Source organism: Undibacterium sp. Di26W (assembly GCF_049340265.1).
Classification (GTDB): Bacteria; Pseudomonadota; Gammaproteobacteria; order Burkholderiales; family Burkholderiaceae_D; genus Undibacterium.
Map to the genome: position 1 here is coordinate 95,986 of NZ_JBMPOR010000024.1, position 25,072 is coordinate 121,057.

Annotated in this window: 21 protein-coding genes and 1 pseudogene; 15 read left to right on the forward strand and 7 right to left on the reverse strand. The window is 51.4% G+C overall.

Annotated elements, in window-relative coordinates:
- Positions 1 to 196 precede the first annotated feature (196 nt).
- Positions 197 to 748: a suppressor of fused domain protein gene (locus ACO0LM_RS23295; RefSeq protein WP_423040421.1), complete on the forward strand. Its 552-nt coding sequence runs from the start codon at positions 197 to 199 to the stop codon at positions 746 to 748.
- Positions 749 to 899: 151 nt separating this feature from the next.
- On the opposite strand, the gene ACO0LM_RS23300 is transcribed toward ACO0LM_RS23295, so the two are convergent.
- The 6 genes from ACO0LM_RS23300 to ACO0LM_RS23325 form a co-directional block, all read right to left on the reverse strand.
- Positions 900 to 1,181, reverse strand: coding sequence for a hypothetical protein (locus ACO0LM_RS23300; RefSeq protein ID WP_423040423.1), 282 nt, complete (start codon positions 1,179 to 1,181; stop codon positions 900 to 902).
- Between the two features lie 172 nt (positions 1,182 to 1,353).
- Positions 1,354 to 1,932 carry a hypothetical protein gene (locus tag ACO0LM_RS23305; protein ID WP_423040425.1) on the reverse strand — a complete coding sequence of 193 codons (579 nt, stop codon included), beginning with the start codon at positions 1,930 to 1,932 and terminating at the stop codon, positions 1,354 to 1,356.
- Positions 1,933 to 2,091: 159 nt separating this feature from the next.
- A complete protein-coding gene (locus tag ACO0LM_RS23310) occupies positions 2,092 to 3,177 on the reverse strand; it encodes a serine hydrolase domain-containing protein (protein ID WP_423040427.1) in 1,086 nt (361 codons plus the stop codon).
- A gap of 227 nt (positions 3,178 to 3,404) precedes the next feature.
- On the reverse strand, positions 3,405 to 3,992 hold the full coding sequence (locus tag ACO0LM_RS23315; RefSeq protein WP_423040429.1) for a flavin reductase family protein: 588 nt from the start codon (positions 3,990 to 3,992) through the stop codon (positions 3,405 to 3,407).
- A 225-nt stretch (positions 3,993 to 4,217) separates the two neighbouring features.
- On the reverse strand, positions 4,218 to 5,480 hold the full coding sequence (locus ACO0LM_RS23320) for a cation:dicarboxylate symporter family transporter (protein WP_423040431.1): 1,263 nt from the start codon (positions 5,478 to 5,480) through the stop codon (positions 4,218 to 4,220).
- A 59-nt stretch (positions 5,481 to 5,539) separates the two neighbouring features.
- The gene (locus ACO0LM_RS23325) at positions 5,540 to 5,965 is read right to left on the reverse strand and encodes a VOC family protein (protein WP_423040433.1); all 426 of its coding nucleotides are present in this window, start codon (positions 5,963 to 5,965) and stop codon (positions 5,540 to 5,542) included.
- Between the two features lie 140 nt (positions 5,966 to 6,105).
- Here ACO0LM_RS23325 and ACO0LM_RS23330 point away from each other — a divergent pair, with 140 nt between their 5' ends.
- The 8 genes from ACO0LM_RS23330 (at position 6,106) to ACO0LM_RS23365 (ending at position 17,195) form a co-directional block, all read left to right on the forward strand.
- Positions 6,106 to 6,993: a LysR family transcriptional regulator gene (locus ACO0LM_RS23330; RefSeq protein WP_423040435.1), complete on the forward strand. Its 888-nt coding sequence runs from the start codon at positions 6,106 to 6,108 to the stop codon at positions 6,991 to 6,993.
- A gap of 69 nt (positions 6,994 to 7,062) precedes the next feature.
- The gene (locus ACO0LM_RS23335) at positions 7,063 to 8,580 is read left to right on the forward strand and encodes a tetratricopeptide repeat protein (RefSeq protein ID WP_423040437.1); all 1,518 of its coding nucleotides are present in this window, start codon (positions 7,063 to 7,065) and stop codon (positions 8,578 to 8,580) included.
- Between the two features lie 91 nt (positions 8,581 to 8,671).
- On the forward strand, positions 8,672 to 10,225 hold the full coding sequence (murJ, locus tag ACO0LM_RS23340) for a murein biosynthesis integral membrane protein MurJ (protein ID WP_423040439.1): 1,554 nt from the start codon (positions 8,672 to 8,674) through the stop codon (positions 10,223 to 10,225).
- A gap of 54 nt (positions 10,226 to 10,279) precedes the next feature.
- Positions 10,280 to 11,125 (forward strand): signal peptidase I, encoded by an 846-nt coding sequence (gene lepB / locus ACO0LM_RS23345; RefSeq protein WP_423040441.1) that lies wholly within the window; start codon positions 10,280 to 10,282, stop codon positions 11,123 to 11,125.
- Between the two features lie 232 nt (positions 11,126 to 11,357).
- Positions 11,358 to 11,687, forward strand: coding sequence for a hypothetical protein (locus ACO0LM_RS23350; RefSeq protein WP_423040443.1), 330 nt, complete (start codon positions 11,358 to 11,360; stop codon positions 11,685 to 11,687).
- A gap of 237 nt (positions 11,688 to 11,924) precedes the next feature.
- Entirely contained in the window at positions 11,925 to 13,226 is a 1,302-nt protein-coding gene (locus tag ACO0LM_RS23355; RefSeq protein ID WP_423040445.1) for a right-handed parallel beta-helix repeat-containing protein, read from the forward strand.
- A 108-nt stretch (positions 13,227 to 13,334) separates the two neighbouring features.
- Complete coding sequence (locus ACO0LM_RS23360; RefSeq protein ID WP_423040447.1) at positions 13,335 to 14,654, forward strand: right-handed parallel beta-helix repeat-containing protein; 1,320 nt, start codon at positions 13,335 to 13,337, stop codon at positions 14,652 to 14,654.
- 183 nt (positions 14,655 to 14,837) lie between these two features.
- A complete protein-coding gene (locus tag ACO0LM_RS23365; protein WP_423040449.1) occupies positions 14,838 to 17,195 on the forward strand; it encodes a glycoside hydrolase family 31 protein in 2,358 nt (785 codons plus the stop codon).
- A 239-nt stretch (positions 17,196 to 17,434) separates the two neighbouring features.
- Here ACO0LM_RS23365 and ACO0LM_RS23370 read toward each other — a convergent pair whose 3' ends face one another.
- A complete protein-coding gene (locus tag ACO0LM_RS23370; protein ID WP_423040451.1) occupies positions 17,435 to 18,319 on the reverse strand; it encodes an SHOCT domain-containing protein in 885 nt (294 codons plus the stop codon).
- A 347-nt stretch (positions 18,320 to 18,666) separates the two neighbouring features.
- On the opposite strand from ACO0LM_RS23370, the gene ACO0LM_RS23375 reads away from it, so the two are divergent.
- The 6 genes and pseudogenes from ACO0LM_RS23375 (at position 18,667) to ACO0LM_RS23400 (ending at position 24,969) form a co-directional block, all read left to right on the forward strand.
- Complete coding sequence (locus tag ACO0LM_RS23375; RefSeq protein ID WP_423040453.1) at positions 18,667 to 19,326, forward strand: TetR family transcriptional regulator; 660 nt, start codon at positions 18,667 to 18,669, stop codon at positions 19,324 to 19,326.
- Positions 19,327 to 19,370: 44 nt separating this feature from the next.
- The gene (locus ACO0LM_RS23380) at positions 19,371 to 20,108 is read left to right on the forward strand and encodes a hypothetical protein (protein ID WP_423040455.1); all 738 of its coding nucleotides are present in this window, start codon (positions 19,371 to 19,373) and stop codon (positions 20,106 to 20,108) included.
- Positions 20,109 to 20,244: 136 nt separating this feature from the next.
- Positions 20,245 to 20,601, forward strand: coding sequence for a hypothetical protein (locus ACO0LM_RS23385; protein ID WP_423040457.1), 357 nt, complete (start codon positions 20,245 to 20,247; stop codon positions 20,599 to 20,601).
- A gap of 255 nt (positions 20,602 to 20,856) precedes the next feature.
- Positions 20,857 to 22,242, forward strand: coding sequence for an alpha/beta hydrolase family protein (locus tag ACO0LM_RS23390; RefSeq protein WP_423040459.1), 1,386 nt, complete (start codon positions 20,857 to 20,859; stop codon positions 22,240 to 22,242).
- A gap of 241 nt (positions 22,243 to 22,483) precedes the next feature.
- Positions 22,484 to 22,618: pseudogene (locus ACO0LM_RS23395) on the forward strand (IS481 family transposase); the annotation flags it as partial.
- Positions 22,619 to 22,698: 80 nt separating this feature from the next.
- On the forward strand, positions 22,699 to 24,969 hold the full coding sequence (locus ACO0LM_RS23400) for an SEL1-like repeat protein (RefSeq protein ID WP_423040461.1): 2,271 nt from the start codon (positions 22,699 to 22,701) through the stop codon (positions 24,967 to 24,969).
- Positions 24,970 to 25,072: the final 103 nt, after the last annotated feature.

Genomic DNA, 25,072 nt, shown 5'->3' on the forward strand with positions numbered 1-25,072 from the left:
CCCCTGCCGAAAATCGCGTCGAAGCAAACACGAGATTTTTATCCATTGAAAATCAATGACTTAGAATTTTTGCTTAAGTGACTTGACTCTGGCTTTGAGGGCCTGTGCAAAAGCGCGTATATATTTGGGGTTGCACGGGGAGATGACATTCTCGTGCCAAGAAGAAGGAGTACGGATTATGATATTAGGGGCTTCAATGTACAAGAAGAAAGTAATCTCACACTATGCCGAAATTTGGAAATCGAAAGGGGTCGGCATCGATTTTGCAAAAGGGCCGGTGAGTGACTTACCAAAGGAATTTTCGGTTCTTGAATTTGCGCCGCGCGCAAATAAAAATATGTGGACATATGCAACGTGTTGCATGTCTCAAGAATCTGACGAATATCCTATTGAATTACACATGTTTAGTCCAGAGAAAAGTGAGGAGATAGTGGAGCTCATGGTGGCGACTGCTCACTTTCATCGGACCGGGGCAAGGCTAGGTCTTGGCGATTCTGTTAATTTTGGAAAGTCGTGGATAAATGAGTCGAAGTGCGAGTATGGATTGATTTCCCTTCCTTATCTGGATGGGCCGCAGCTAGAGGATATGGAGATCGAAAACGGGAAATGCGTGAAGTTTTTATGGCTTATTCCCATTACTCAGCGTGAAGTCGAATATAAGAAAATTAATGGTGTTGAAAATCTAGAGGAGCGATTCGAAGCGGCTGAATTTAATTATCTTGATCCGACTCGAACGAGCGTTTGTTGAATTGTCGTCATTGTCTCACCCGCGTCCATTTCGTAAAAACACTAACGCGGAAACGGCAATTTTTTATAAATTTGTCGGCGCTTTTTAAAAATTCCAGCCTACAGCCCAAGGGGTGCCCCTGGCTTTGATTGTAGACAGCTGGTCTGAACAATCAAGGAGCAAATCCATTGATACTCCAAATTATGAAAACAACACACGACAAGATAAACCACCAGTGCCCAAAAATATAAGCTAATACGACAAAAATCACTTTACGCCAAGAAAAATGACCGGCAACAATAATTCCCAAAGCCAAAAACAAACCGACAATTCCCAAAAAAAACCGTGCCGAGAAAGACCAATCAGACGCATATGATCCAAAGTCGATAATCCATGGCAACATTAAAGTCAACACGAAACAAAACAATAAAACAAGTTTCAATTTTTTCTTCATATGATGGAAGCTAGGGTCATTCGGAAGCTAGGGTCACCCATTAGCCCCCTATAGTCACGCAGTCGAACAACACACTTGCAACACACCGCGATCAGATTTATTACACCACCACATGCTTGTTTCAAAATGCTGTAGGAGAGGTTCGTTTTGCCGGACGGGACGGTGCGAAGTTCTATTTTGATGGTTCAGAAATGGATTTCCCAATAATTGTTTCAAGCACTTTAAATCGCATTGGGTTTGTGATGACTGCAAGTTGATGCAAAACAGATTTACTGCCATCTTCATAGAGAATGGTGATTCTTTCCTGAAGTATCCACGGGTCCTTGGCAGTAATTGCGGTGAACCATTCATTGTTTAAAAGCACGGGCTTCGAATGTGCTTTCCATAGACCAGAGTTCAATGAAGGTTTGGCATCAAATACATCTTGTGTAATCGGTTTTTTTCTTTCATCCTCAACCTTAATCGAAGTGGGGACGACACCATTCTTGAATCTGATGTCGTAACCAAATGCCCAATATAGGGGCGTATTGGGTTCCTTTGGCAGCGCCATAAATGTGACCGCCACGACTTCAGCACGTTCATCGCTTACGCTCATCGGCAGTTTGGTTTCGGTATTGAATTGGTAGCTTACATTTCCATCTTCTGCAGTTGGCAAATTTATTGGTTTTATTTCGGCATTTGCTGCCGAAAAGGTCAAGATTAATGAGCAAAGCAGCAAATACCGTAAAGTCACATGAATGCACGTTTTCATTCTGTCTCCATTGTTGTTTATCTATTTGGCGTTATATTTGACATCGCTAGCATTTTTACAGCGGCACTGGGTAAATGGCGTGCTGTGTTTTCACGCCCTACAACTAAATTTTTCAATGACTTTTATCGCAATTGTAATCGTGTTAAGTTGCAATTGCTCTTACTTCGTCACAATCAGCGCCTTCAACACTTCCGCCGCTGGCCCTTGATTGGCCCAGGTCTGGCTCAGGTCGAGGTCGCCGTTGGTGCTGACCAGGATGAGGATGTTTTGGGTTTGCAAATCCACCAGGTTGAGGATGCGTACGCCGGCTATCCAGCCCTGGCGTTCGACGATGATGGTGGGGTTGCGTTCGTCTGCGCCTTTGAAGGGGTAGGACCAGACGCCGATGGCGCCGCCGACGGCATTCGGTTTGACCATCACGTCAAGGCTATTTTGCGACAGCAGTTTGTTGTTGATGAAAGCCAGGTCAAAGGCATGCAGGTCTTTTAATGTGCCAAAGCTGGAACCGGCCGGGCCGTAGCTGGCGAAATTGACTTCGGGCTCGGGTTTGCCACCCAGGCTGCCGTGGATATGTTGTTTGACGTCGGGCAGGGCGGCGGTGTAGTAGCTGGCGCTGTTCATGCCGGCGGGGGTGAAGATGCGTTGTTGCTGCAGGGTGATAAAACTTTGCTGGTTGATTTTTTCCAGCAATGCGCCCAGCACGATGTAGTCGCAATTATTGTAATCAAACTTGCTGCCGGGGGCGGCGTTGCTGGGGCCCGCGCACATGCCGGTGGCAAATTTCTGGATGTCGTCACCGCTGTTGGCGTTGAGCATGTGGAAAGCTGGGTTGGCCATGTCATTGTACAGACCGGAATAATGGGTCAGCAGTTGCCGCAAGGTGGCGGCACGCGCCTGCGGGTTGGGGTAGTCGGGCCAGTAGGTGCCCAGCGGCTGATCCAGTTGCAGCTTGCCGGCTTCCACTTCCTGCATGACGAGCAGGGCTGTCATCTGCTTGGTGATGGAGGCAAAGCGGAAGGTTTGCTTGCTGTCTTTGACGGCCCCCAGACTTTTTTCCAGCAAGATTTTATCGCCACGGGCAGCAAAGACGATGCCCTGGAAGCCACTGTTCTTCAGGTTTTTGACGGCCACTTCCAGGCTGGGGATGTTGCCAGCCGGTGCGGCAATGCTGTGGGTGGTGATGAACTGTGCAGCGAGCAGGGTTGTGGCGACGAGGGCGGTAAATACAGTACGAATGGCTGGCATGAGATACTCCGTGCAAATAGGATGGGGCAAGACCGCGATGGTTTTTACCTTTGCGCACAGTGTAACAAAAGCATGCGTTCAATGGCGCAAGGGGGATGCACTATCTGGCGAGGCGCATATAAGTTAAGCCGCAGTCTTGCCATTGCGTGAAGAAACCGGGGCCTTATGCAAAGTTTATAGCCTGAAATGCCAGCCGTATTTGCCTCTATGGTTGACCTACGGTTGACCTACGATTTACTGCCTTCGTCGACAGACAGGGCGTCCCCTATTGCATAGAAGTGTCCGCCAGCAATGTAGTGAAGGCTACGCCAGGCCGGGTCTGCCCTCTCGAAGTTCCAATGTCCATTGTTGAAAACGCGCGTGTCTGCCCATGCACCCACGACCTCGCCAATAAAAAGATCATATTTTTCTTGATTGCCTGGCTCCACCATCAAGCGGCACGCAAGCCAGGCTGAACACCCCGCGACGAAAGGCAGGTCATGGCCTTCGACACTGAACAGTTGCACACCCGCATTCACCAATTTATCCGGCTCTGTGAAGCGGCTATGGGTACCGACTTCATGCGTCAACTGCAATTGCGCGACCGTTGGCACCTGGATCATGAAAGAGCCGCTTTTTTCGACAAGCTCACGCGTCTTGGCAGTTTTATCGAGTACTACCGTCAGCTTTGGTGGCGCGAAATCCAGTCCACAGGCCCAGGCCGCGGCCATGACGTTATCTATACCACCGTGACGGGCCGACACCAGGACGGTGGGGCCGTGGTTAATCAATCGATAGGCTTTTTTCAGGTCGACGGGTTCAATATGGCTGTTCACTAGGTTCCCTTGAATGTATCGCTGCTTTATCACACCACTCCTGCATGCACCTTGACGCACGGCTGTCGAGCTGATGATACAACATCAGCTCGATTCTGTAGCAAGCGCAAAGAGCAAGCGCATATAGCAAGCTATTTATTTGCGTTGCTGTGCGCAAGTCGAACCACTAGAACTCATCCCTATTTATGAAATGAGTTCTAGCCACCGTTTCGTGGTGGCTGGTTATCACTGCATTGTTTCGCTGCCGACGCGACGCAAGTCAGGCCGGCTTATCTCTTCCTTCTCCCACCAGGCAATCACCAGAGGGGCAATGGCATTTCCCAGTACATTGAGAGTCGTGGTTCCGCTGTCAATAATCCTGAATATGCCGGCAATCAGTGCAACACCATCCAATGGCAGCCCTGCCGAAGCCAATGTGGCTGAAAGTATGATGATGGCAAAACCGGGGACGCCTGCGGCACCCTTGGATGTCAACACCATGGTGATCACCAGCAACGCCTGTTGTGAGACGCTCAGGTCTATGCCATACAACTGGGCGATGAAGATGGTCGCCACACCCAGGAAGATCGATGCACCATCCAGATTGAATGCGTAGCCGACGGGGACAACAAAGCTGACGATACGACGTGGAACGCCATACGCTTCCAGCTTGCCCATCAACTGTGGCATGACTGCGGCTGATGCGGCGCTTGAAAACGCGAGCAGCAGTTCGTGCCGGAAATAACGGATCAGCCTGAACAGATTTTCGCCTATCAGATAGCATATACCACCCAGTACAAGCACCGCAAAAATGATCAGTGCAAGGTAGACCACACCGATCAGCTTCAACAAGGGCAGCAGCGAGGCAAAGCCGAAGGTGCAGACAGTGGCACCTATCATGCCAAAGACGCCGATTGGTGCGTAAGCCATGACGATGCCAACAACCTTGAACATCGCATCGAGTGCACCTTGCAGCACCGCTACCACCGGGCTACTTTTTTCTTTCGGCAGGGAATTGAGGGACAAGCCGAACAGAACGGCGAAAAATAGAACGGACAGCAATTTCCCTTCTGACAGCGCCATAAAGATATTCTCTGGCACGATGTTTTGCAGAATAACCAGCGCGCCTTTGCTTGGTTCTATCTTCACGGCAGACCCGCCGTGCACCATACCTGAAATGTCAGTGCCGACACCGGGCTGTAGCAGGTTCGCCAGCAACAAACCGATCACGATCGCCAGGCTGGTAATAGCGAAGAAATAGCCCAGCGATTTCGCTCCCATGCGCCCAAATGATTTGTTGTCGCCGCCAGCAATGCCCAGCACCATGCAGCAGAAGACGATGGGTACAACGATCATCTTCATCATCCTGATAAAGATGTCGCCCAATGGTTTCAATACTTCTGCCGTTACCCATGTCTGATGCAGTGGGTGGGTGTTGAAATACCATCCAACCAGGATACCTAGCACCAGTCCTGTGAGAATTTGAACAACCAAAGAAATCCGTTTCATACTTGTCCCCGTATTTTTTATAATCTGAATGGCACGAGCTGATACGCGTGCCATTCAGTTCACTTCGCGAAAAGCTGGTCGATGTTCTGGAAGGCTTTGAATTCAAGGGCGTTTCCACAAGGATCGAACAGGAACATGGTGGCCTGTTCTCCGACCTGGCCCTGGAAGCGGATGTAAGGTTCTATCACGAATTGGGTACCGAATGACTTCAGGCGTTCGGCCAGGGCTTCCCATTGTTGCCAGCCCAATATGACGCCGAAATGTGGAACCGGCACGTCGTGGCCGTCCACCGGGTTGGAATGTACCTGTTCTTGCGATGCCGTTTTAGGATGTTCATGGATGACCAACTGATGGCCGAAAAAATTGAAATCCACCCATTGCGTGCTGGATCGACCTTCCTCCAGTCCAAAGACTTCGCCGTAAAAACGGCGTGCTGCCGGCAGGTCATAGACGGGGATGGCCAGGTGAAAAGGTGACAGGTTCATTGATGTTCTCCGGGTGGTGGTTTATTGGGTTGCGCAGTGACAACGGACAGATGCGGATGTCGCTGATTACCTATTGTAGAAGTCCCGATTAAGAAATAATATCAATATATATTTTTGAAATTCATAAAAAGGATTGATGAATGATACGGGAGCTGAAAACCCTGGTGGCCGTTGCGCGAGAGGGTACTTTTGCTGCTGCGGGCGACAAGATAGGCTTGACACAGGCAGCCGTCAGCGCGCAGATGCAGCGCCTTCAGGACGAACTTGGCTTCCCTTTGTTTGACCGTGCGGGGCGTTCGGCCCGCCTCAACAAGATGGGTCACCAGATACTGGTGCAAGCGCAGGAACTGATACGCCTTTACGACAATCTGGGTTCAACCACGGCAGGCGACCCGGCAACTGTGGTGAATATAGGGGCCATCGCTTCAGTGCAGCGTTCTTTGCTGCCAGATGCGCTGGCAGCGCTGCATCGCCAATGCCCGGGGTGCCGCACGCGCGTACTGCCAGGTTTGTCCATGGCCTTGCTCAACATGGTGGATGCGGGGGAAATTGATATGGCAGCTATCATCCGCCCGCCGTTTGCGTTGCAGAGCGATTTGCGCTGGACCACGCTGGCGCGCGAGCCTTTCCGGCTCATCGTTCCGCGCGATACCAAGGGGGACGACTGGATGGAATTGCTGTCGCAGCACCCCTTCGTTCGTTACGATCGTGTTTCATTCGGTGGGCGGCAGGTTGATCGTTTTTTGCGAAAGCTGCATCTTCCGGTACAAGAGGTCTGCGAGGTGGATGAACTGGATGCCATCGTTAAACTGGTCGCCAACCGCGTTGGCGTGGCCTTGCTGCCACAGACAGCAGCGCAAAAGCGCTGGCCAGCGGCGGTACGGGCCATTGATCTTGGCGCACACACCTTTCATCGCGACATCGGGCTGGTACACAGAACGCAGGCTAACCTGAGTGCACCTGCGCGCACGCTGGTGCAACTGATCAGCGACCTGGCACCCGATTCCCCCGAACCGCTGGCGCAGTGATGACAAACTGGCAGGCTATAATGTTGACTACCATGGCATGTTGCCTGAAGTTGATCTGCATAAAAATGCATGAACCCCGATACTGACACTGATACTGACACCGTCACCGCGGCCGAAGCCCTGTTCTATCAGGCCAATGATCTGATGGCGCAGGGCCAGGTGGATGCTGCCGAAGCCGCCTTCCGGCAAGCGCTGGTGTTGGAGCCGGATCTGGCAGAGGTACATGCCAACCTGGCCTGGTTGCTGGCACAGCAAGGTCGATTTGTGCAGGCTGAGGCGGCGTATCTGCACGCCTTGCAACTGGCCCCCGACAATCTGCAGATTGCCTTGAATTTTGCTGTCATGCTGGCGGCGCGAAAGCGCTTTGTAGAGGCCGAACAATGGTATCGCCAGATTCTGGCGCAGGATGCGGGCAGGGTGCCTGCCTGGTCCAACCTGGGGGTCTTGCTGGCCAGCATGCAGCGTGAAGACGAGGCCGAAGCCTGTTACCAGCAGGCGTTGGCCTTGGCGCCGGATTATCGCAAGGCGGCATTCAACCTGGCGTATCTGTTATTGCGTCAGGGCCGCTATGAAGAAGGCTGGGCCATGCTGGAAGCGCGGGACAGTCTGGATATGCTGCAAAATCTGCTGCAAGATCATTTGCCTGATGCACCATCCGTGCAGCGCTGGCTGGGGCAAGACCTGGGTGGCAAATCCATTATCATCCTGTTTGAATCCGGCCATGGCGACATGATACAGTTTGCCCGCTATGCCAGCCTGCTGAAGCAGCGTGGTGCTACGCGTGTCAGTTGCCTGTGCCACCCGGCCTTGAAAAGGCTGTTCAGCAGCCTGCATGGTCTGGATGATGCATGGGCCTTTGATGAAGACATCGCCAATAATCGGACCAATAATCTGACCATTAATGACTGGGATTACTGGGTGGCACCACTGAGCCTGCCTGGCCTGTTTGGTACGCGGCTGGACAATATTCCCGCTGACCTGCCATATTTGTACACCCATCCGGAAGATATGGACCAGCATGCCGACATCATCAGCATCGCAGGCAGCGATCTGCGCGTGGGCCTGGTGTGGCAGGGCAATCCGCAATTTGAAAACGATGCTGACCGCTCTATCCACGCACTGCAGGTCTTGCAGCCGCTGGCCGCTGTCGTGGGGGTGCATTTTTTTAGCCTGCAAAAGGGGGCGGGGGAATTGCATGCAGACGATGATGCAACTGCTGCCATGCCCCTGCAACTGAGCAAGCAACTGAGCAAGCAACTGAGCACGCAACTGAGCACGCAACTGACCAACCTGGCACCGCACATCCATGATTTTGCAGATACCGCCGCCATCATCCTGCAACTGAACCTGGTGCTGACGGTGGACACCGCCGTGGCGCACCTGGCAGGGGCTTTGGGTAAGCCCTGCTGGGTCATGCTGCCTGCTTATCAGCCTGACTGGCGCTGGTTGGATGGGCGCGACGACAGCCCCTGGTATCCGGGTGTGGTGCGCCTGTTCAGGCAAGGCAAGGCGGGTGACTGGGCTGGCGTGGTGCAGCAAGTCAGCAGGCAACTGGTTGCGCTGGTGGCGGTTTCAGGCAAAGCCTGAATTATTAATTTTGCATTAAAATAGGTGGATACTGACCCCATGTACTGTCATTTTCCATCCCCATCGGCATGACAAAGTATAATGCCGCACCATGAATTTATTACGAACCCTTGCTGCCATCAGTGGCATGACCATGCTGTCACGGCTCACCGGCCTGGTGCGCGACGTGCTGATCACCACCCGTTTCGGCGCCGATGCCTATACCGATGTCTTTAACATCGCCTTTCGCATTCCCAACCTGTTGCGACGCATGTTTGCCGAAGGCGCGTTTTCGCAAGCCTTTGTGCCCATCCTGGCAGAATACAAAGAAAAGCAGGGTGATGCCGCCACCAAGACCCTGGTAGACCATGTATCCACCATCATGACCTGGACACTGGTGCTGACCTGTATATTGGGTATCGCTGGTGCACCCATATTGTTGTACTTCATGGCCAAGGGTAAAGCCGGCCAGCCAGATGTGTTTAATGCTGCCATCGTCATGACGCGCATCATGTTCCCGTATATTGGGTTCATGTCCATGGTGGCGCTGGCGGGTGGCATATTGAATACTTATCGCGAATTCAAGGTGCCGGCGTTTACTCCGGTTCTGTATAACCTGTCATCGATTGCAGGCTCGCTGTTTCTGGCACCGTTTCTGGATCAGCCGATTTATGCGCTGGCGATTGCCGTCTTTGTTGGCGGCGTACTGCAATTGGTGGCCCAGGTGCCAGCCCTGATCCGTGTCGGCATGTTGCCCAGCATTAGCTGGCGTGTTGGCACGGCCTGGCAAGATGAAGGCGTGCGCCGCATTGTGCGCAATATGGTGCCGGCCATCCTGGCGGTATCTGCTACCCAGATCAGCATCGCCATCAATACCAGTATTGCATCGTCACTGCCGGATGGCAGCGTGACCTGGCTGGCCAATGCTGATCGTTTGATGGAATTTCCCACGGCCTTGTTGGGCGTGGCGCTGGGCACAATTTTATTGCCTGGCCTGTCCAAGGCCAACACGGATGGTAATGCGACAGAATATTCATCACTGCTGGACTGGGGCCTGCGTCTGACCTTTTTGCTGGCCATGCCCGCTGCTGTTGGTCTGGCCACTATCCCCGAAGCGCTGACAGCCACCCTGTATCATCACGAAAAATACACTGCCCATGCGGTACAGATGACATCTCAGGCACTGATGGCCTATGGCCTGGGTTTGCTGGGCCTGATCGTCGTCAAGATCCTGGCCCCCGGCTTTTATGCCAAGCAAAATATCCGCACCCCGGTCAAAATCGCTGTTGCGGTGATGATCGTCACGCAGTTGCTAAACCTGGTGTTTGTGCCTTACTTTGCGCATGCTGGCCTTGCGCTTTCGGTCGGCCTGGGGGCTTGTGTGAATGCGGTCTTGCTGTACACGGGCTTGCGCAAGCGTGGCATTTATCAGCCTAAAAAAGGCTGGCTGATGTTCTTGGTTAAGCTGTGCGCGGCTCTGTTGCTGATGGGGGGCGTGGCCTTGTGGACCTCGCAGCAATTCCACTGGATGGCCATGCGCGGCACACCCATCCTGCGTGCCGGTGCACTGGGGCTGGTGCTGACGGCTTCTGCCGTCACCTATTTTGCAGCACTGGCCGCCATGGGTTTCAGGCCCAGGGATTTCAAGAAGGTGACCAGGGTCTGATGCGCAAGTGCACATTCCGGCCCATGACTTGTTCAAGATGGAAAACAGCGTGCTATGACTACAGACTATAAATCCCGCCCCTGGCTCGCAGTCTTGTTGAATCTCTTTATGCCCGGACTGGGTTTGGTGTATCTGAACCGGCTGGCACTGGCGGCGGCCACTATTCTTTTCTTTCCGCTGGTGCTGTTGATTGCTGGTCGCGCCGGCCTGGTTTTTTCTGCCTTGGGGTTTTTGCTGGTGACCCTGGTGCTGACCGGTTTCTGGCTGGTGTCGTCTATCGTGGTGTTCAGGCTGGCGCGGCGTCATCCACTGGCAAGCCGTGGCTGGTTGCAACGCTGGTATGTGCTGCTGGCAATTGGCATAGGTGCTTACGCTGTGGTGCAGTATTGCATGTCTATCCGTGGCACTCTGTTTGGCTATGACATCTTCAATGTGCCAGGCGCATCGATGGAAACCACGCTGCTGGTCGGCGACAAGTTCATTGCCAATACCCTGGCCTATAGTGGATCAGGCGGGCTTGCTGGATACAAGCCACAACGCGGTGACGTGGTGGTGTTGCAGAACCCTGCGCAGGCCAACCTTAAATACGTCAAACGCATCATGGGTTTGCCGGGCGAGCAGGTGTCCATGCGTGATGGCCGGGTGCTGATCAATGGCAAGGCGATTGCGGATGAACATGCCTTTCATGATCTCAGCAAGCCAGAGCAAGTCAGCAATCAGCAATTTACCGTGCCGCCCGACAGTTATTTTGTATTGGGTGACAACCGCAACGCAAGTCTTGACAGCCGCCATTTTGGTCCGGTACCTGCCGAGAAAATTTACGCCCGTGTAGAGCTGATCTCGTTTTCATACGGGGTATCGTCGGTGCGCTGGGACAGACTGGGCCTGGCAGTGAAATAAATTCTACAGAGTTGCCCCGCCACTTGACGCGGTGTCAACCGTCGTCAGCCGCACCTGACATAGTCATCATTGTTGCCTGAGCCGTGGCTGAATACAATGCCCACAAGCCTGTCGGGAAAGTGAATGCAATTTACGCATTTGCTTATGCGCTTATGTGTTTTTGTGCGGTTTTTCTCACTTTCTCGCTGTATTCAATGTCAATCAAGCCCATTCACTGTGAAAGAGCGCCCCCATGTCTGAAAACCATGCCCAGATTACCGATGCTGAAGATCCACCGAAAAAATCCTGGTTGTCAAAGATAATCGGCTGGGTGGTGACGATCATCATTTTGATCGTTGTAGTTCAATTTATCGCCGGTCTGAAAAGCGATCAGAAAGCCAAATTTGTTGCCGAATCACGCAGCCTGGCCGAGACAGCCTGTGCCGGTGATGCGGTCTGTCTGACGGCAGTGAATAACAGACTGGATACCTGCCTGGAACTGCATTCCGAATCACACAAGACGGGAAAATTTAGTCGCAAATACACGCTGAACAAAGAGAGTTTTCTGACTTGCATGAAGTGATGTGCGCCTGTCTCTCGCGTGTACAGAACAGGCTTACATCAAGCGAACAAGCAAATTTTTGTGCAGTGCCATAAGATAAAAGAATCAGCAAGATGATCGAAAACGCGGGTTAACTTCGTACAATTCCGGTGATATACGTTCGATAATGCGATCAAGGATCAGTAAGAATCCCTAACGCATTCACATCGCATTCGGCATATGAATGTATATCAACGATGTAACAAGGAGACACGCAAGATGAATAAAAAACTCATACTGGCAAGCCTGATGTTGGGTTTGTCTGCTGCAAGCAATGCCGCCACGTATTACGTTGCGCCCACCGGCAATGATGCCGCCGCCGGTACCAAGGCAGCACCATGGAAATCCATCGCCCGCGCCCAGACAGCCGTTGCCGCCGGCGACACCGTGTATTTTAGAGGCGGCAACTACATCTACACCGCAGGCATCAACACCTGTGCCACCCGCACTGACATCGTCAACGCCATTACACTGAACAAGAGCGGCAGTGATGGCAGCCCGATTCGTTACTGGGCTTATCCAGGTGAAACACCGGTATTCGATTTTTCGCAAATGACGGATGATTGCCGCGTCAAAGCCTTCAATGTGGTCGCCAACTGGGTGCATTTGAAAGGGCTGGAAGTAACAGGCGCGCCACAGCAACCCGGCAACCGCCTCAACCATGAATCATGGGCCGTATGGATCAACGGCAGCAACAATACGTTTGAACAGTTGAATGCCCATCACAACATGGGGCCGGGCTTGTTCATCCAGAATGGTGGCAACAACCTCGTTCTTAATAGTGATTCCCACCACAACTACGACCCCTACACCTCCAATGGCGCGGGCCAAAGTGCTGATGGTTTTGGTGCCCACATCAAAGCGGGCAACCCCGGCAATGTATTCCGTGGCTGCCGTGCATGGGCCAATTCGGATGATGGTTTTGATCTGATCAATGCGTATTCGCCGGTGCTGATAGAAAATTCCTGGACCTGGCAGCAAGGCTATCTGCCCGGCACCACGACACCCGTGACAGCAGGTAACGGCAATGGCTTCAAGCTGGGTGGTTATGGTGGCGTGTATGTATCCAATGCCGCCAAGCACACTATACGTTTCTCGGTCGCCTTCAATAACAAGGCTGCGGGTTTTTACGCCAATCATCACCCGATCGCGAATGACTTCTACAACAATACCAGCTACGGTAACAACAGCGATTTCAACATGCTGGGCATTGATGTGAATGGCAATGCAGTTAACCTGGGCAACTTGCGCAATAATATTGCGTTTGGCGGTACACTGGTGTCCAATATGACAGGTGCCAACGATCAGTTCAATTCATGGAACCTGGCAGTCACGGTTTCATCAGCTGACTTCCAAAGCATATCCACCACTGGCTGGGATGCGCCACGCCAGGCCGATGGCAGCTTGCCGGTGTTGAACAAGTTCCGCCTGGTTACTGGCAGTGACCTGATCAACAAAGGCACCAATGTCGGCCTGCCTTTCAACGGCTCTGCACCTGATTTGGGAGCGTTTGAAAACTGATAGACTTGCAACAGATGTAAGAGGAATGAGGGGGATGGGGTACATGCGGTGCGTGTATCTTGTCCCTCTGTTTTATTGAGATGCCCAAGAGGTCAACGCAAGATGAACATGCAATTGATAGTAGCCAACCTGATGGTAAGTCTGACGATGAGCCTGACGGCGAGCCTGTCCGCAGCAAGCAGCGCCGCCACCTATTATGTGGCACCGACTGGTGACGATGCTGCAAACGGCAGCAAAGAAGCGCCATGGAAAACCATCGCCCGTGCGCAGACTGCCGCAACCGCTGGTGACACCATCTACTTCAGGGGCGGTAACTATACCTACACCGCAGGCGTCAATACCTGTGCCACCCGCACCGACACCGTCAATGCTGTCACGCTGGACAAGAGTGGCAGTGATGGCAGCCCGATTCGTTACTGGGCTTATCCGGGTGAAACACCGGTCTTTGATTTCTCGCAAATGAAAGACGATTGCCGCGTCAAAGGCTTTAACGTCGTTGCCAACTGGCTGCATTTAAAAGGGCTGGAAGTCACCGGCGTGCCGCAGCAGCCAGAAAATCACCTCAACCATGAATCATGGGGGGTGTGGATCAACGGCAGCCATAATATTTTTGAACAACTCAATACCCATCACAATATGGGGCCGGGTGTGTTCATCAAAAACGGCGGCTATAATCTGGTCCTCAATAGCGATTCCCACCACAACTACGACCCTTACACCTCGAACGGTGCCGGGCAAAGTGCCGATGGTTTTGGTGCCCACATCAAGGCCGACAACCCTGGCAATGTATTTCGTGGTTGCCGCGCCTGGGCCAATACCGATGATGGCTTTGATTTGATCAATGCTTTTTCCCCGGTGCTGATAGAAAATTCCTGGACGTGGTCGCAAGGTTATATACCGGGCACCCGTATATCGCTGCCAGACGGCAATGGCAATGGCTTCAAGCTCGGTGGTTATGGCGGCAAATATGTAGCAAATGGCGTCAAGCATACCATTCGGAATTCAGTGGCATTCAATAATAAAGTGTCGGGTTTTTACGCCAATCACCATCCGCTAGCGAACGACTTCTTCAACAATACCAGCTTTGACAACGGTATCGATTTCAATATGCTGGGCATTGATGAAAACGGCAAGCCAGTCCATCTGGGTAATTTGCGCAATAACATTGCCTTCGGCGGAACCCTGGTAGCGAATATGGAAGGCACAGATAATCAATTCAATTCCTGGAACCTGCCGGTAAGTGTCACTGCAGCCGACTTCCAGAGTATCTCAAACGCTGGTTGGGATGCACCCCGCCAAGCCGATGGCAGCCTGCCCGTGCTCAAACACTTCCACCTGGCACCAGGCAGCGCCCTGAAAAACAAGGGCACCAACGTCAACCTGCCTTACAAAGGGGCAGCACCTGACTTGGGGGCGTTTGACGACTGATTGTGCATTGCAGCGTGTGATCAGCGTTTTTTCAGCATCTGTTCTACGTCTGTTCAACCCGTGTTGCTGATATTCGAATCGGTATCAGCAACAAGCAAAATGTGATTGGATTTCATTAGGACATGTGGTTAGCCTTTATTTTCTCTGGGTAGGAGCACCCAATAAAATAATAGTGGAGAAAAAATGTCCCCTTGTGTCCGACCTCTGTGCATTTCAATTCTGGCGTTAGCCGCATACAGCACCCCCCACATTGTCATCGCAGCCGAGCCATCGGCCAGTACGGTACAAGCAGCGTCGTCAGTTACCATAACCAAGACAGAAACAGGTATCGTCGCCCAGACGGCACAAGGCACGATCACGCTGGAACCCTGGTCCGCACGGGACATCCGGGTCAGATTCCATAAGGATGCGGCCTGGCCTGGCACCTACAATCCTGTGGTGATAGCGCAGCCCACATCAGTCAAATGGAGCATCAGCGAAACACCGGCAGCCTATCAGATCGCCACGGATTTTCTTCAGGTGCGTATTGACCGTAACAAGGGCACGCTGTCTTTCCACGATCAGTCCGGCAACGAGATCGTGAGTGAACCCGGCGGTGCGCGTGTGCTGGCAGATAAACCGACACCCACGTCCGCAGTCAGCCAGCAATTTGCTATTCGTGATGGCGGTGCCATTTATGGTCTGGGCCAGCATCAGAATGGCTTGATGGACTATACCGGCAGCTCGGTGCGTTTACAGCAGGTGAACACCGATGTCGGCGTTCCCATGTTGCTGGCATCAAAGGGTTTTGGCATCATGTGGAACAATGCATCGGTCACCAATGTCGACGTGCGCCTGCCGCAGAACCACGGCTTGCTGGGCATTCGTTCAGAAGCGGGTGGTGGCATCGATTATCACTTTATGTATGGCCCCGACGCCGACCAGATCATTGCCGAATACCGCAGCCTGACGGGCGACGCACCGATGATGGCACGCTGGACCTGGGGCCTGTGGCAATCCAAAGAACGTTACAGTACCCAGGCAGAAATACTGGGCGTTGCCGCCAAATACCGCGAGCTGAAAATTCCTTTCGATGCCGTCGTCCAGGACTGGCAATACTGGGCACCCGTTAATTGGGGCAGCCATGTGATGGAGGCCAGCCGCTATCCTGACCCCAAGGCCATGCTGGCCACACTGCATGCGCAAAATATCCACGCCATCATTTCCGTCTGGCCGCGTTTTGATGTCGGCACGGCCAATCTGGCTGAACTGGAGCAGGCCGGTGCCATCTTCCCACCGGTGTATAACAATGTGTATCCCGCAGGCAAGGGCAAATGGTATGACCCGTATGGTCCCAAAGGGCGGGCAATGTATTGGTCACAGATCATGAAGAACCTGGGCACAGTCGGCTTTGACGGCTGGTGGCTGGATGCCAGTGAAGCCGAACTGGGTGGCAATTGGGGCGAGCTGCGCAACATACAAACAGCGGCAGGCCCGGGTGCTGAAGTGTATAACGCCTACCCATTGATGCACACCACCGCCGTGTTTGACGGCATGCGAAAAGACATCCCCGAAAAACGCCCGATTATCCTGACCCGTTCTGCCTATCTGGGGCAGCAACGCAATGCCGCCATCACCTGGTCGGGTGATGTCGCTGGCACCTGGGATGTATTGCGTCGTCAGATACCGGCAGCGTTAAACTTCTCCATCACCGGCATACCTTACTGGTCAGTGGATATTGGTGGCTTTTTTGGCGCGGGGAAGCTTGATGCTGCCTATGCAGAATTATTCACCCGCTGGTATCAATTTGCGGCATTTAATCCCATGTTCCGTATCCACGGTACGTCGGCTGGTAAAGAGATCTGGAAATTTGATACTGCGACACAAAAAATATTGATCGATTACGACAAACTGCGCTACCGGCTCATCCCTTACATCTATTCAACATCGTGGAACGTGACCCACAACAAGAGCACCATGATGCGGCCACTGGTGATGGATTTCCGCACCGACGTGCAGGCGCTCAACATTCCCGATCAATATATGTTCGGCAAGGCGCTGATGGTGGCCCCCGTCACCACGCCCAAAACCAAAGCCAGAAACGTCTACTTGCCGGGTACCGATCCCTGGTACGATTTCAAAACCGGCCAACGCCACGAGGCCGGCCAGACCATCACTGTCGCTGCCGACATTGACACCATCCCCCTGTTGGTACGCGCTGGCAGTATCCTGCCGCTGGGGCCGGTGATTCAATACGCCGACCAGAAGAGTGACGAAGCCACAGAAATCCGCATCTATGCCGGCAAGAACGGTCAGTTTGAACTGTATGACGATGCTGGCGACGGCTATGGCTATCAGGCAGGCCAGTTTTCAGTGATCAGGTTTGTATGGAACGACGCAAGCCACAGCCTGGACATTGCGCCACGCGATGGCCAGTTCCCCGGCATGAGCAAAAACCGGGCTTTCAGAATCACCTGCGCCGACTCTGCCGTATCCAAGGCCGTGCAAGATATTAAATATACAGGGCAGGGCGTGACAGTTGCTTTGACAGGGTGCCGGTGATGCTGTAAGCCTGTTTTTGTCTTAGGCATTGTGTGAGCCAGGTGCACTCAAAGCGGCCTATCGTGTAATGCCGGACAAGCGTGGCATGTGAAGTCTTTTACGCAAATCGTACGATAACGCACCAATATAAAAAAGTGGGCGACATCGCCAGGCAGCGTCTGTCGCAATAGCTAGTGGACTATTACAGTCCACTAGCCGCACAATGCGCGTCGTGCGAGGCTTATCGGATCGGCTAGTTCTTACTTCAACAGATCAGCCTTTTTCTTGTCGAACTCTTCCTGCGTGATAATTTTATCGTCGAGCAGGGCTTTCAGTTTGCGAATCTGGTCCAGTGGATCAGGTGCAGGTGTAGCTGGCGCGGTTGCTTGCTGTTTGCCCGGGTTTTTGCAATCCATCAGAGTTTTTTCTGCCATCACTTTCTCTGTCATGATGGATTGAATCGTGACATTGTGCCTGCTTTGGATAGTGGCATTTTCAGTTGCTGCCTGAATCCGGTAGGCGGGTGATGAGCTGCTGTATATTTCACGTTTGCCTGGATCAAATTCGGCATCAAGCTCTGCCTTGGCTAGCCTGGCTTCAATTACTTTCAGCGCCGTCCTCTCTGGTTCACAGGGTTTGGCCGTGACAGGGGCAAAGGAAGGATTTTTACTGCTGATCGCCAGTTGCTCTTCCTTGGTCCGCAAGACTACGGCGCTTTGATTGCAAATACCCTGGTACATTGTTTTGACCGTGATGTCAGTGGTCGTCATGCCGCTGGCAGTTTCGGCGTTCCAAATGAAAGTCGCGGTGACGGCATCATCGTTGAACTGCGCATAGATATCAAAGAGATAGCTGTCACCGTCAGGGGCCTTTTCATAGACCTTGGTGCGGATCACGTACATATCGTATTTGTCATCAGAAAAAATGCCTGGCTTACGCTGTATGCCGTGACATAACTCCGTCTTTTCAACCAGGTTCATCGGTTTGAATGTGGCAAAAAACTTGTCAAGCGGATTGGTGGGCGGGACGTTCTTTTGCGGAATAGTCGTCAAGCCCCGTTCATACAAGGCGCCTGCCAGCAGCGGTGTGGATGCAACAGGAAACAGGAAGGCGAGCAGAGCTGCCTTAGTCAAAAATGAGCGCATGGAATTTTTTTATCAGTGGAGATGACATAAGTATAAATTGAATCATGATCGACAGGTTGTAAAAAAATCACTATTCAACATAATGCAAGCCCGGAGATGATGTCATCCGGGCTTGCGCTTAGCTTCACTATGTTGATTTGATTCAAGCCCCGGCCAGCGCTTCTACCGGGTCCAGCCTGGCGAGCAGTTCTGGCCGGACCATCAGTGGGGTGGGCACAGCGTGCTCCGGGTAAAATGCCTTAATTGAACAACCAGTAGTCTTTAATGTGTAAGACCGCCAGTTTCTTGTAAAGCACGACGGTAATCGATACAGTGGCAGGCCGTACGCTTATTTTTGCTTATTTTTTATGACAACATCAGAAACATTCCAGCGCGCACGCAAGCCAGAACAAAAAGAAGAGCGCCGCACGCATTTGCTGGCAACGGCCAAGGCGGCCCTGCATGGCGGCACGGAGGTCAGCGATCTGGGCCTGAACGAGCTGGCGCGCAAGGCGCAGATGACCAAGTCGAACGTGTACCGCTACTTTGAGAATCGCGAGGCGCTGCTGCTGGCCCTGCTAGAGGAGGAATCGGTACTGTGGCGCGGTGAACTGGTCGAGCGGCTGGCCATTACACCACAGCCCACGGCAGAACAGATCGCCCAGGCTTTCGCCGGTGCAAGCGTGGCTTATCCGCTGATGTGTCGCCTGTTCAGCGTTTTACCATCCATCATAGAACACAACGTATCGCGCGAACGCCTGACCGAATTCAAGCTGAACTCATTGGCTTTGATGGTGGGTCTGGCAGAACAATTGCACCTCAGCGCGCCAACGCTGCCATTTGAATCATATGTCAGGTTTGTACGCCTGGCGATGGCGATGCTGATTGGCCTATGGCCACTCAGCCGCCCGGCCTCAGCCCTGGCTGGCGTGCTCTCGCTACCAGAACTGCAAGTCTTGCGGTATGACTTTGAAACCGATTTTACATCCGGACTGTTGTTGCTGCTACGTGGCCTTGAGCCGGTGTGAGCTAGCTTATTAAATGGAGCAAGTTGCTCGCAAATTAGTTAAACATGAAAAATAATCGAATTTACATTTTAGCCTTTGGCATGATGTTGACTGCATTTAATGTCTGTGCGCAGGACGCCAATGCGCCTGCCCAGCAAGTCACGATTGCCTCGGTGCGCGATCCTCAGTGGATGTCATATAGAGCGGCATATAAGGAGCTTAGATGGTTCGAAGAATATAAAAAAAGAAAAAACTACATACGACTGACTTTTCAACTGATGCCTAAAGACCGTAATGCATCGCTCGAAAACATTTCCCTTCAGTTGATAGGTAAAACAATGCGATTGGATTTACCACTTGACGAAGAACTTAATGCCGTCATACCTGACTTAAAAGAGGCTTACGACGAGGATGCCGAATTCAGACTCAATCGAAGTGCTGGCACTTTCGATTTCCAGTACACCGGATCTATTAAGCTCAACCCTAACGGAATTTATCCGGTCAAGGATTTACATGAAGCCTGCGAACAGTTATTGACAATTTTACGTGATGCCCGAATGACGTTTCGTATTAAGACGATGGGGAAAAAATGTACTGGCGTAAGTTTTGACTTTTCAGAAAAAATAGCTGCGCCAAAGCTTTTTTATAAGAGTGAATCTGGTCAAATTGTGGCAATAGATAAGGTGGCACCGCTGCTAAAACGTCGTGCAAATGCTACGGCAATGCGATTTCTTGAACAAACAAAGACAGGTGAAATTATCGCAGAGGATTTACCGATGTCGATTCATGGTATTTACGAGTAGCAGGCGTGAGGGCAGCTCTAACAAGGCTCGGGGTCAGGTCAGACATTCGTACACTTCCAACTCGCCAATTAGAGGTATTGAGGAGAAAATTTTGAAAGATGCAAGATCGTATTGGTCCCCACTATGCGGGTTGGTGATGAAACTCAGCTGCTGGGTTCGCGTTGCCTGGAGAGACGACGATCTGACGGAGGAAGGTGATTGGGGAATGCTTTTGACTATTCCAGTAGATGGCTATTTAGAGGGGCCAAGTGGGCCGATGCCATTCCGGGATGTTGAATGGGTCGAAGTATCCACAAACCACATCAAGGGCGGTAAGGCGGGGCGGACTCTGGAGTTTATTGATATTAAAGACGAGATACTTTCGGGCCTAATTGGAACCCAGCTAGGCTGGGACCTCCGAGAAAGCACGTGGTCAAAGCATAGAATTTTTGAAGACGAACCTGTGCAAGTGCTCCGTTTCATGAACCCGTTCGGGCCGGTTTCAAGGACGTAACTTGATTTGTGGTGAGGCGCCATGGTTAGGTCTGACACAATTCGTCCATTTCCAACTTGCGGGTGATTACGCTTCGCTTGTCACCCCTACGCTGACTATCGTCTTCAACAATGTTCTGCTAGCCGACATTAAAATTCGCTTTCCAATAGGAAATGATGGCAAAATAACACATTGTAATCTGACGCGAGATGGTCAATCGATGCTACCGGCACAGCGCAAGTAAGCGAAACAAACACTATTTAAAAAGAATACCAAATGAAAAAATTTCTCATCACTTGCAGCACGCTGTTCACCATGTCAGCCAGTCTGCCTGCTTTTGCGGAAGACCCCGTGGGGGATTGGACAGGTTTAATAGAAGGTAAGATTCGTCTGAATATTTCCGTCACTAAAACACAAGCGGGACAACACGAAGTTACGGTCATCAGTCCTGACGATGGCAACGAATCCATCAAAGCTGACAAAGTAGAAGCCGGTGAAAATTTCATGCGTTTTAGCATTGCGAAACTCAATTGCAATTACGAAGCAAAATGGGACGAGACACAGAAAGCATGGCTCGGCACCTGGACACAGGGACAGCAAGTTAAACTTAAGCTTACGCGTTTAGACGCCGAAGCTTTGGCGGCGCAAGTGAAAAAGCGCCCACAGGAAGAAGCAATAGCAAAAAGCCCGCGCAACTATTCGAGTACAGATGTGAGTTTTCAAAATGCAAAAGCCAAGATAAGTTTGGCTGGCACACTGACGCTACCTCAAGGCAAGGGCCCATTTCCAGCAGTCGTTTTGGTGCATGGATCAGGTCCCAATGATAGAGATGAAACCATTAAAGACCATAAAATTTTTCTGGTATTGGCAGATCATTTAAGCAAACAAGGGATCGCGGTGCTGCGCTACGATAAACGCGGCATCGCAGCATCGAAAGGCGATTACAAGAGTGCTACGACCTTTGACTTTGCCGACGATGCGCAAGCAGCGGTGGACTATCTGCGCACCCGCTCTGAAATCAACCAGGACAAATTGGGAATGATAGGCCATTCCGAGGGTGGGCTGATCGCGCCCATGCTGGCGGTAAATGATCCCAAATTGAAATTTATCGTGTTGATGGCAGCTCCGAGCATACGCATCGATGCTGTACTACTGGAGCAGAGTCGACTAACTGGACTTGCCAATGGTGAGAGCCAAACCGAAGTCGAAAAAGCGCAGAAAGTAAGTCGTGAAGCCTATGCCATTATGAATTCGGGCGCAGACGACAAGACGATCAGCGAGCGACTGAAAGCACATTTCGACCAGGCGGAAAAAAACGGTGATCTGGCCAAGGGTGCAGGCGCAGGACAATTAAGCAGATTGGAAAGACCTTGGAATAGAACATTTATCAAATACGACCCTGCACCGACCTTGGCGAAAGTGAAGCAAGCAACACTGGTTTTGAATGGCGAACTGGATCTGCAAGTACCCGCTAAAATGAATCTCGATGGGATACGGGCGAGTATGAAAGCGAACAAAAACGTCGTCATCAAAGAACTGCCTAAACTCAATCATCTGTTTCAAACCGCGACCAGCGGTTCATCGGCTGAATACGGAAAAATCGAGGAAACTTTGTCGCCTATAGCCTTAGACGCTATCTCTGGTTGGATCTTACAACAATAAATTCAATGCACTTGCCAAACACCTTCGTCAAGAACGGGCGCGGGGTCAGAAAAAACAGGGTCTGACATTCACGCGACGGGGCGACGGCGACAGCCCGTGTAGGGGCGATTAGCAGCGCATAATCGCCCATCGGGTTGGAAATGTATGAATGTCAGACCTGACCCCGGCTTTGCGATTAGCAGCGCGTAATTGCCCGCCGGGTTGGAAATGTATGAATGTCAGACCTGACCCTGGCTTTTAAAATCTGCGCAATCGTGTTGATAATGTCGTTGAAGATGCAGTTAAAGCGTTTGCAATTGAACAGCCAGCATTTGGCCAGGTTAGAGTTTCAAATGAGCTACGTCGACGTGGTGTGTTTGTTTCGCCCTCTGGCGTACCGACTAATCTGGATTTGTTTGATTGATGCCAAATGGCGTTTGATAGCATATAGGTAGCCATACGAAAAAAAAGGAAAATATGTCCAAGTTGGATTTTTTACCGGAAGAATTAGAAACCTTTCCCAGACAACCAGTAGCAATTGCCTATGAAGACGGCAGCCTGATGCAGATCAATGACATCATGCAATTGCCTGGTGGCGAGCAGGTCAGGGTGGTTGATATGCTGGAAGATGGTGATCGCAAGTGCGTGGTGATTGAAGTCAATGATTACTTTGATTATTTCTTTGTCGGTGATGAAGAAATAAAATTGATCAAGCGAGGAAATTCAGTCGTTGATTATCCGGTGGCGGAAGATGTCGCCATGCGCGCCAGGCAAGGTGATTCCAACGCAATGTTCCATCTATATTCGATGATGGAGTACGGTAATGGAATACAGAAAAATACAGAAATCAGTCACCAGATAAAAAGACAGGCGGCAAAAAGCGAGCATGGACCTTCTTTCTATCATCTTGGTACTTGGCAAAGCGATTTGACTTTAAGGCATAGCTTGTTTACCTTTGCTGCGGATGCTGGCTACTTGCCAGCAATGCGTGGCCTGGCTCAGAATTTTGACTATGCAAAAGGCACAGAGAAGGACGAAGTCGCCGCCAAATTCTGGCGGGTTCATGCGAATGGCGTTTATAAGATGGGCGTCCTGTGGGAAGAAGTATTAGATGCCCGTATTAAGCAGCTGCGGCTGTCACCAGAAGCATGTGACAGGGATGCCGTATTTACGCATGCAATGGGCATACTTAATGCTAAAGAGGACAAGAAAGACATTTTGCTAGCAGTGGAATTGCTTGAAATGTCAGCCAGTGCCGGGCATGGCACGGCGCAATTGAAGCTGGCTGAACTGTATCTGCAAGGCCACCTGGTCAGGCAAAACAAGGAAACAGCATCATCTTTCTTTGCCAAAGTGGCTGAGAGTGAAGATGGTGACGCGGTAAGCAAACTGGCGCAAAGATATGCCGATGGTAAAGACGTGGAGCAAAACATCACCTATGCAATACAGCTTTGGCAGCGTGCCGCTGAACTCGGGGACAGTAATGCGCAGTATGCCTTGGGCAATCAATATCAGCAGGGCGAACATCTTGAAAAAAATCTTGCCTTGGCTTTCAACTATTTTGAGCGCGCTGCTGGGCAGAAGCAGGCGGCAGCCTTGCATGCCGCCGGCTTATGTCTGGAAAGTGGATCAGGTGTTGAGCAGAATATGGAAAAAGCCATTGCCTTTTTTCAGAGAGCGGCTGATCTGTATGATATGCAGGCCATTTTCAAAATGGCTGAGCTATATGAAGCTGGATACGAGGCTGGAAACATAGTAGAGAAAAATCTGGGCAAGGCTTTTTCCTGTTACAAGCTCGCCGCAGACGACTATGATTTTGCACAAAAAGAACTGGCAAAGTACAAAGTTGCTTTCATGTATGAGCATGGCCTGGGTGTGGCTCAACAGTACAATAAAGCCCTAGAATATTATGAGGCAATGAAATCGATCTACCCTCCAGCAGATTATCGTCAGGGAATGATGTACAAGATGGGTTTGGGCACCAGGGAATCATTGGAAAAAGCCCGGCCCTGTTTTGAACTTGCTGCTGAACATGGGCATGAAGAAGCCAGGCGCGAACTGGCATTGCTGGCCACGCCCGCAGAGTATGAACAGGAATCGGAATTTAACGGCAATTTACGGTCTTTATTTCATTGGATGCGTGATTACAAGGGCACGTCGCTCTGGCAGGATGTGTTCCTGGATAAATGGACTGAGCTGGAAAATATCAGGGTCAAGTATCTGGAACTAAAGAACCGTGCATGTATGCACAAGCCTTGGCCGCCAATACAGACGGATGAGTTATATGATTTCTATTCTGTATCACGCTTGAGCGACTTAATGCTAGGTGCCTTGCCTGCAAATAATACAAAGTATGATAGTGGACGGCATATCACGCTGGACAACTACATTACCTTGTTTGAACATATCGGTTTTACTGCGGTCTGGCCACAACATTTTCATCCCTTCCAATGCGAGATTGTCGAAATCGAGCAAGGCGAGGGTGATGATGTTGAATTGCTGACTACTCTGTGGCCAGCCATCATGCTGGGGAATATGATGTTTAGTCGTGCAGGCGTGAAAGTGCGCGCCCCTCAGCATTTGCTGAAAAAAAGCTTTGCTGAAACAAGTGTCCTGTATTGGTCTTATACGCGAAATGCACGCCGCACAATTGACCTGTCACAAGGTTGGGGCAGTAATTCGCAATGGCGTACCATTTTCCGCAGAGATTTTGACCTTGGTGACGAGGGTGTAATTAATTTTGTGTAAACGGTCATTTAGCAGGACACTGCTACCTTCAAGGAGAAATGATGACCGTTGCAAAGCGTAACAAGCGAGCCAAGCCTGACCCGGAATTGCTCAAACTGGCCGA

What these genes read in the sequence shown, in the direction of transcription:
- ACO0LM_RS23295 (WP_423040421.1), top strand. Translation starts at nt 197, where the DNA reads ATGTACAAGAAGAAAGTAATCTCACACTATGCCGAAATTTGGAAATCG.
- ACO0LM_RS23300 (WP_423040423.1), bottom strand. Translation starts at nt 1,181, where the DNA reads ATGAAGAAAAAATTGAAACTTGTTTTATTGTTTTGTTTCGTGTTGACT.
- ACO0LM_RS23305 (WP_423040425.1), bottom strand. Translation starts at nt 1,932, where the DNA reads ATGAAAACGTGCATTCATGTGACTTTACGGTATTTGCTGCTTTGCTCA.
- ACO0LM_RS23310 (WP_423040427.1), bottom strand. Translation starts at nt 3,177, where the DNA reads ATGCCAGCCATTCGTACTGTATTTACCGCCCTCGTCGCCACAACCCTG.
- ACO0LM_RS23320 (WP_423040431.1), bottom strand. Translation starts at nt 5,480, where the DNA reads ATGAAACGGATTTCTTTGGTTGTTCAAATTCTCACAGGACTGGTGCTA.
- ACO0LM_RS23325 (WP_423040433.1), bottom strand. Translation starts at nt 5,965, where the DNA reads ATGAACCTGTCACCTTTTCACCTGGCCATCCCCGTCTATGACCTGCCG.
- ACO0LM_RS23330 (WP_423040435.1), top strand. Translation starts at nt 6,106, where the DNA reads ATGATACGGGAGCTGAAAACCCTGGTGGCCGTTGCGCGAGAGGGTACT.
- ACO0LM_RS23335 (WP_423040437.1), top strand. Translation starts at nt 7,063, where the DNA reads ATGAACCCCGATACTGACACTGATACTGACACCGTCACCGCGGCCGAA.
- murJ (WP_423040439.1), top strand. Translation starts at nt 8,672, where the DNA reads ATGAATTTATTACGAACCCTTGCTGCCATCAGTGGCATGACCATGCTG.
- lepB (WP_423040441.1), top strand. Translation starts at nt 10,280, where the DNA reads ATGACTACAGACTATAAATCCCGCCCCTGGCTCGCAGTCTTGTTGAAT.
- ACO0LM_RS23350 (WP_423040443.1), top strand. Translation starts at nt 11,358, where the DNA reads ATGTCTGAAAACCATGCCCAGATTACCGATGCTGAAGATCCACCGAAA.
- ACO0LM_RS23355 (WP_423040445.1), top strand. Translation starts at nt 11,925, where the DNA reads ATGAATAAAAAACTCATACTGGCAAGCCTGATGTTGGGTTTGTCTGCT.
- ACO0LM_RS23360 (WP_423040447.1), top strand. Translation starts at nt 13,335, where the DNA reads ATGCAATTGATAGTAGCCAACCTGATGGTAAGTCTGACGATGAGCCTG.
- ACO0LM_RS23365 (WP_423040449.1), top strand. Translation starts at nt 14,838, where the DNA reads ATGTCCCCTTGTGTCCGACCTCTGTGCATTTCAATTCTGGCGTTAGCC.
- ACO0LM_RS23370 (WP_423040451.1), bottom strand. Translation starts at nt 18,319, where the DNA reads ATGCGCTCATTTTTGACTAAGGCAGCTCTGCTCGCCTTCCTGTTTCCT.
- ACO0LM_RS23375 (WP_423040453.1), top strand. Translation starts at nt 18,667, where the DNA reads ATGACAACATCAGAAACATTCCAGCGCGCACGCAAGCCAGAACAAAAA.
- ACO0LM_RS23380 (WP_423040455.1), top strand. Translation starts at nt 19,371, where the DNA reads ATGAAAAATAATCGAATTTACATTTTAGCCTTTGGCATGATGTTGACT.
- ACO0LM_RS23385 (WP_423040457.1), top strand. Translation starts at nt 20,245, where the DNA reads ATGAAACTCAGCTGCTGGGTTCGCGTTGCCTGGAGAGACGACGATCTG.
- ACO0LM_RS23390 (WP_423040459.1), top strand. Translation starts at nt 20,857, where the DNA reads ATGAAAAAATTTCTCATCACTTGCAGCACGCTGTTCACCATGTCAGCC.
- ACO0LM_RS23400 (WP_423040461.1), top strand. Translation starts at nt 22,699, where the DNA reads ATGTCCAAGTTGGATTTTTTACCGGAAGAATTAGAAACCTTTCCCAGA.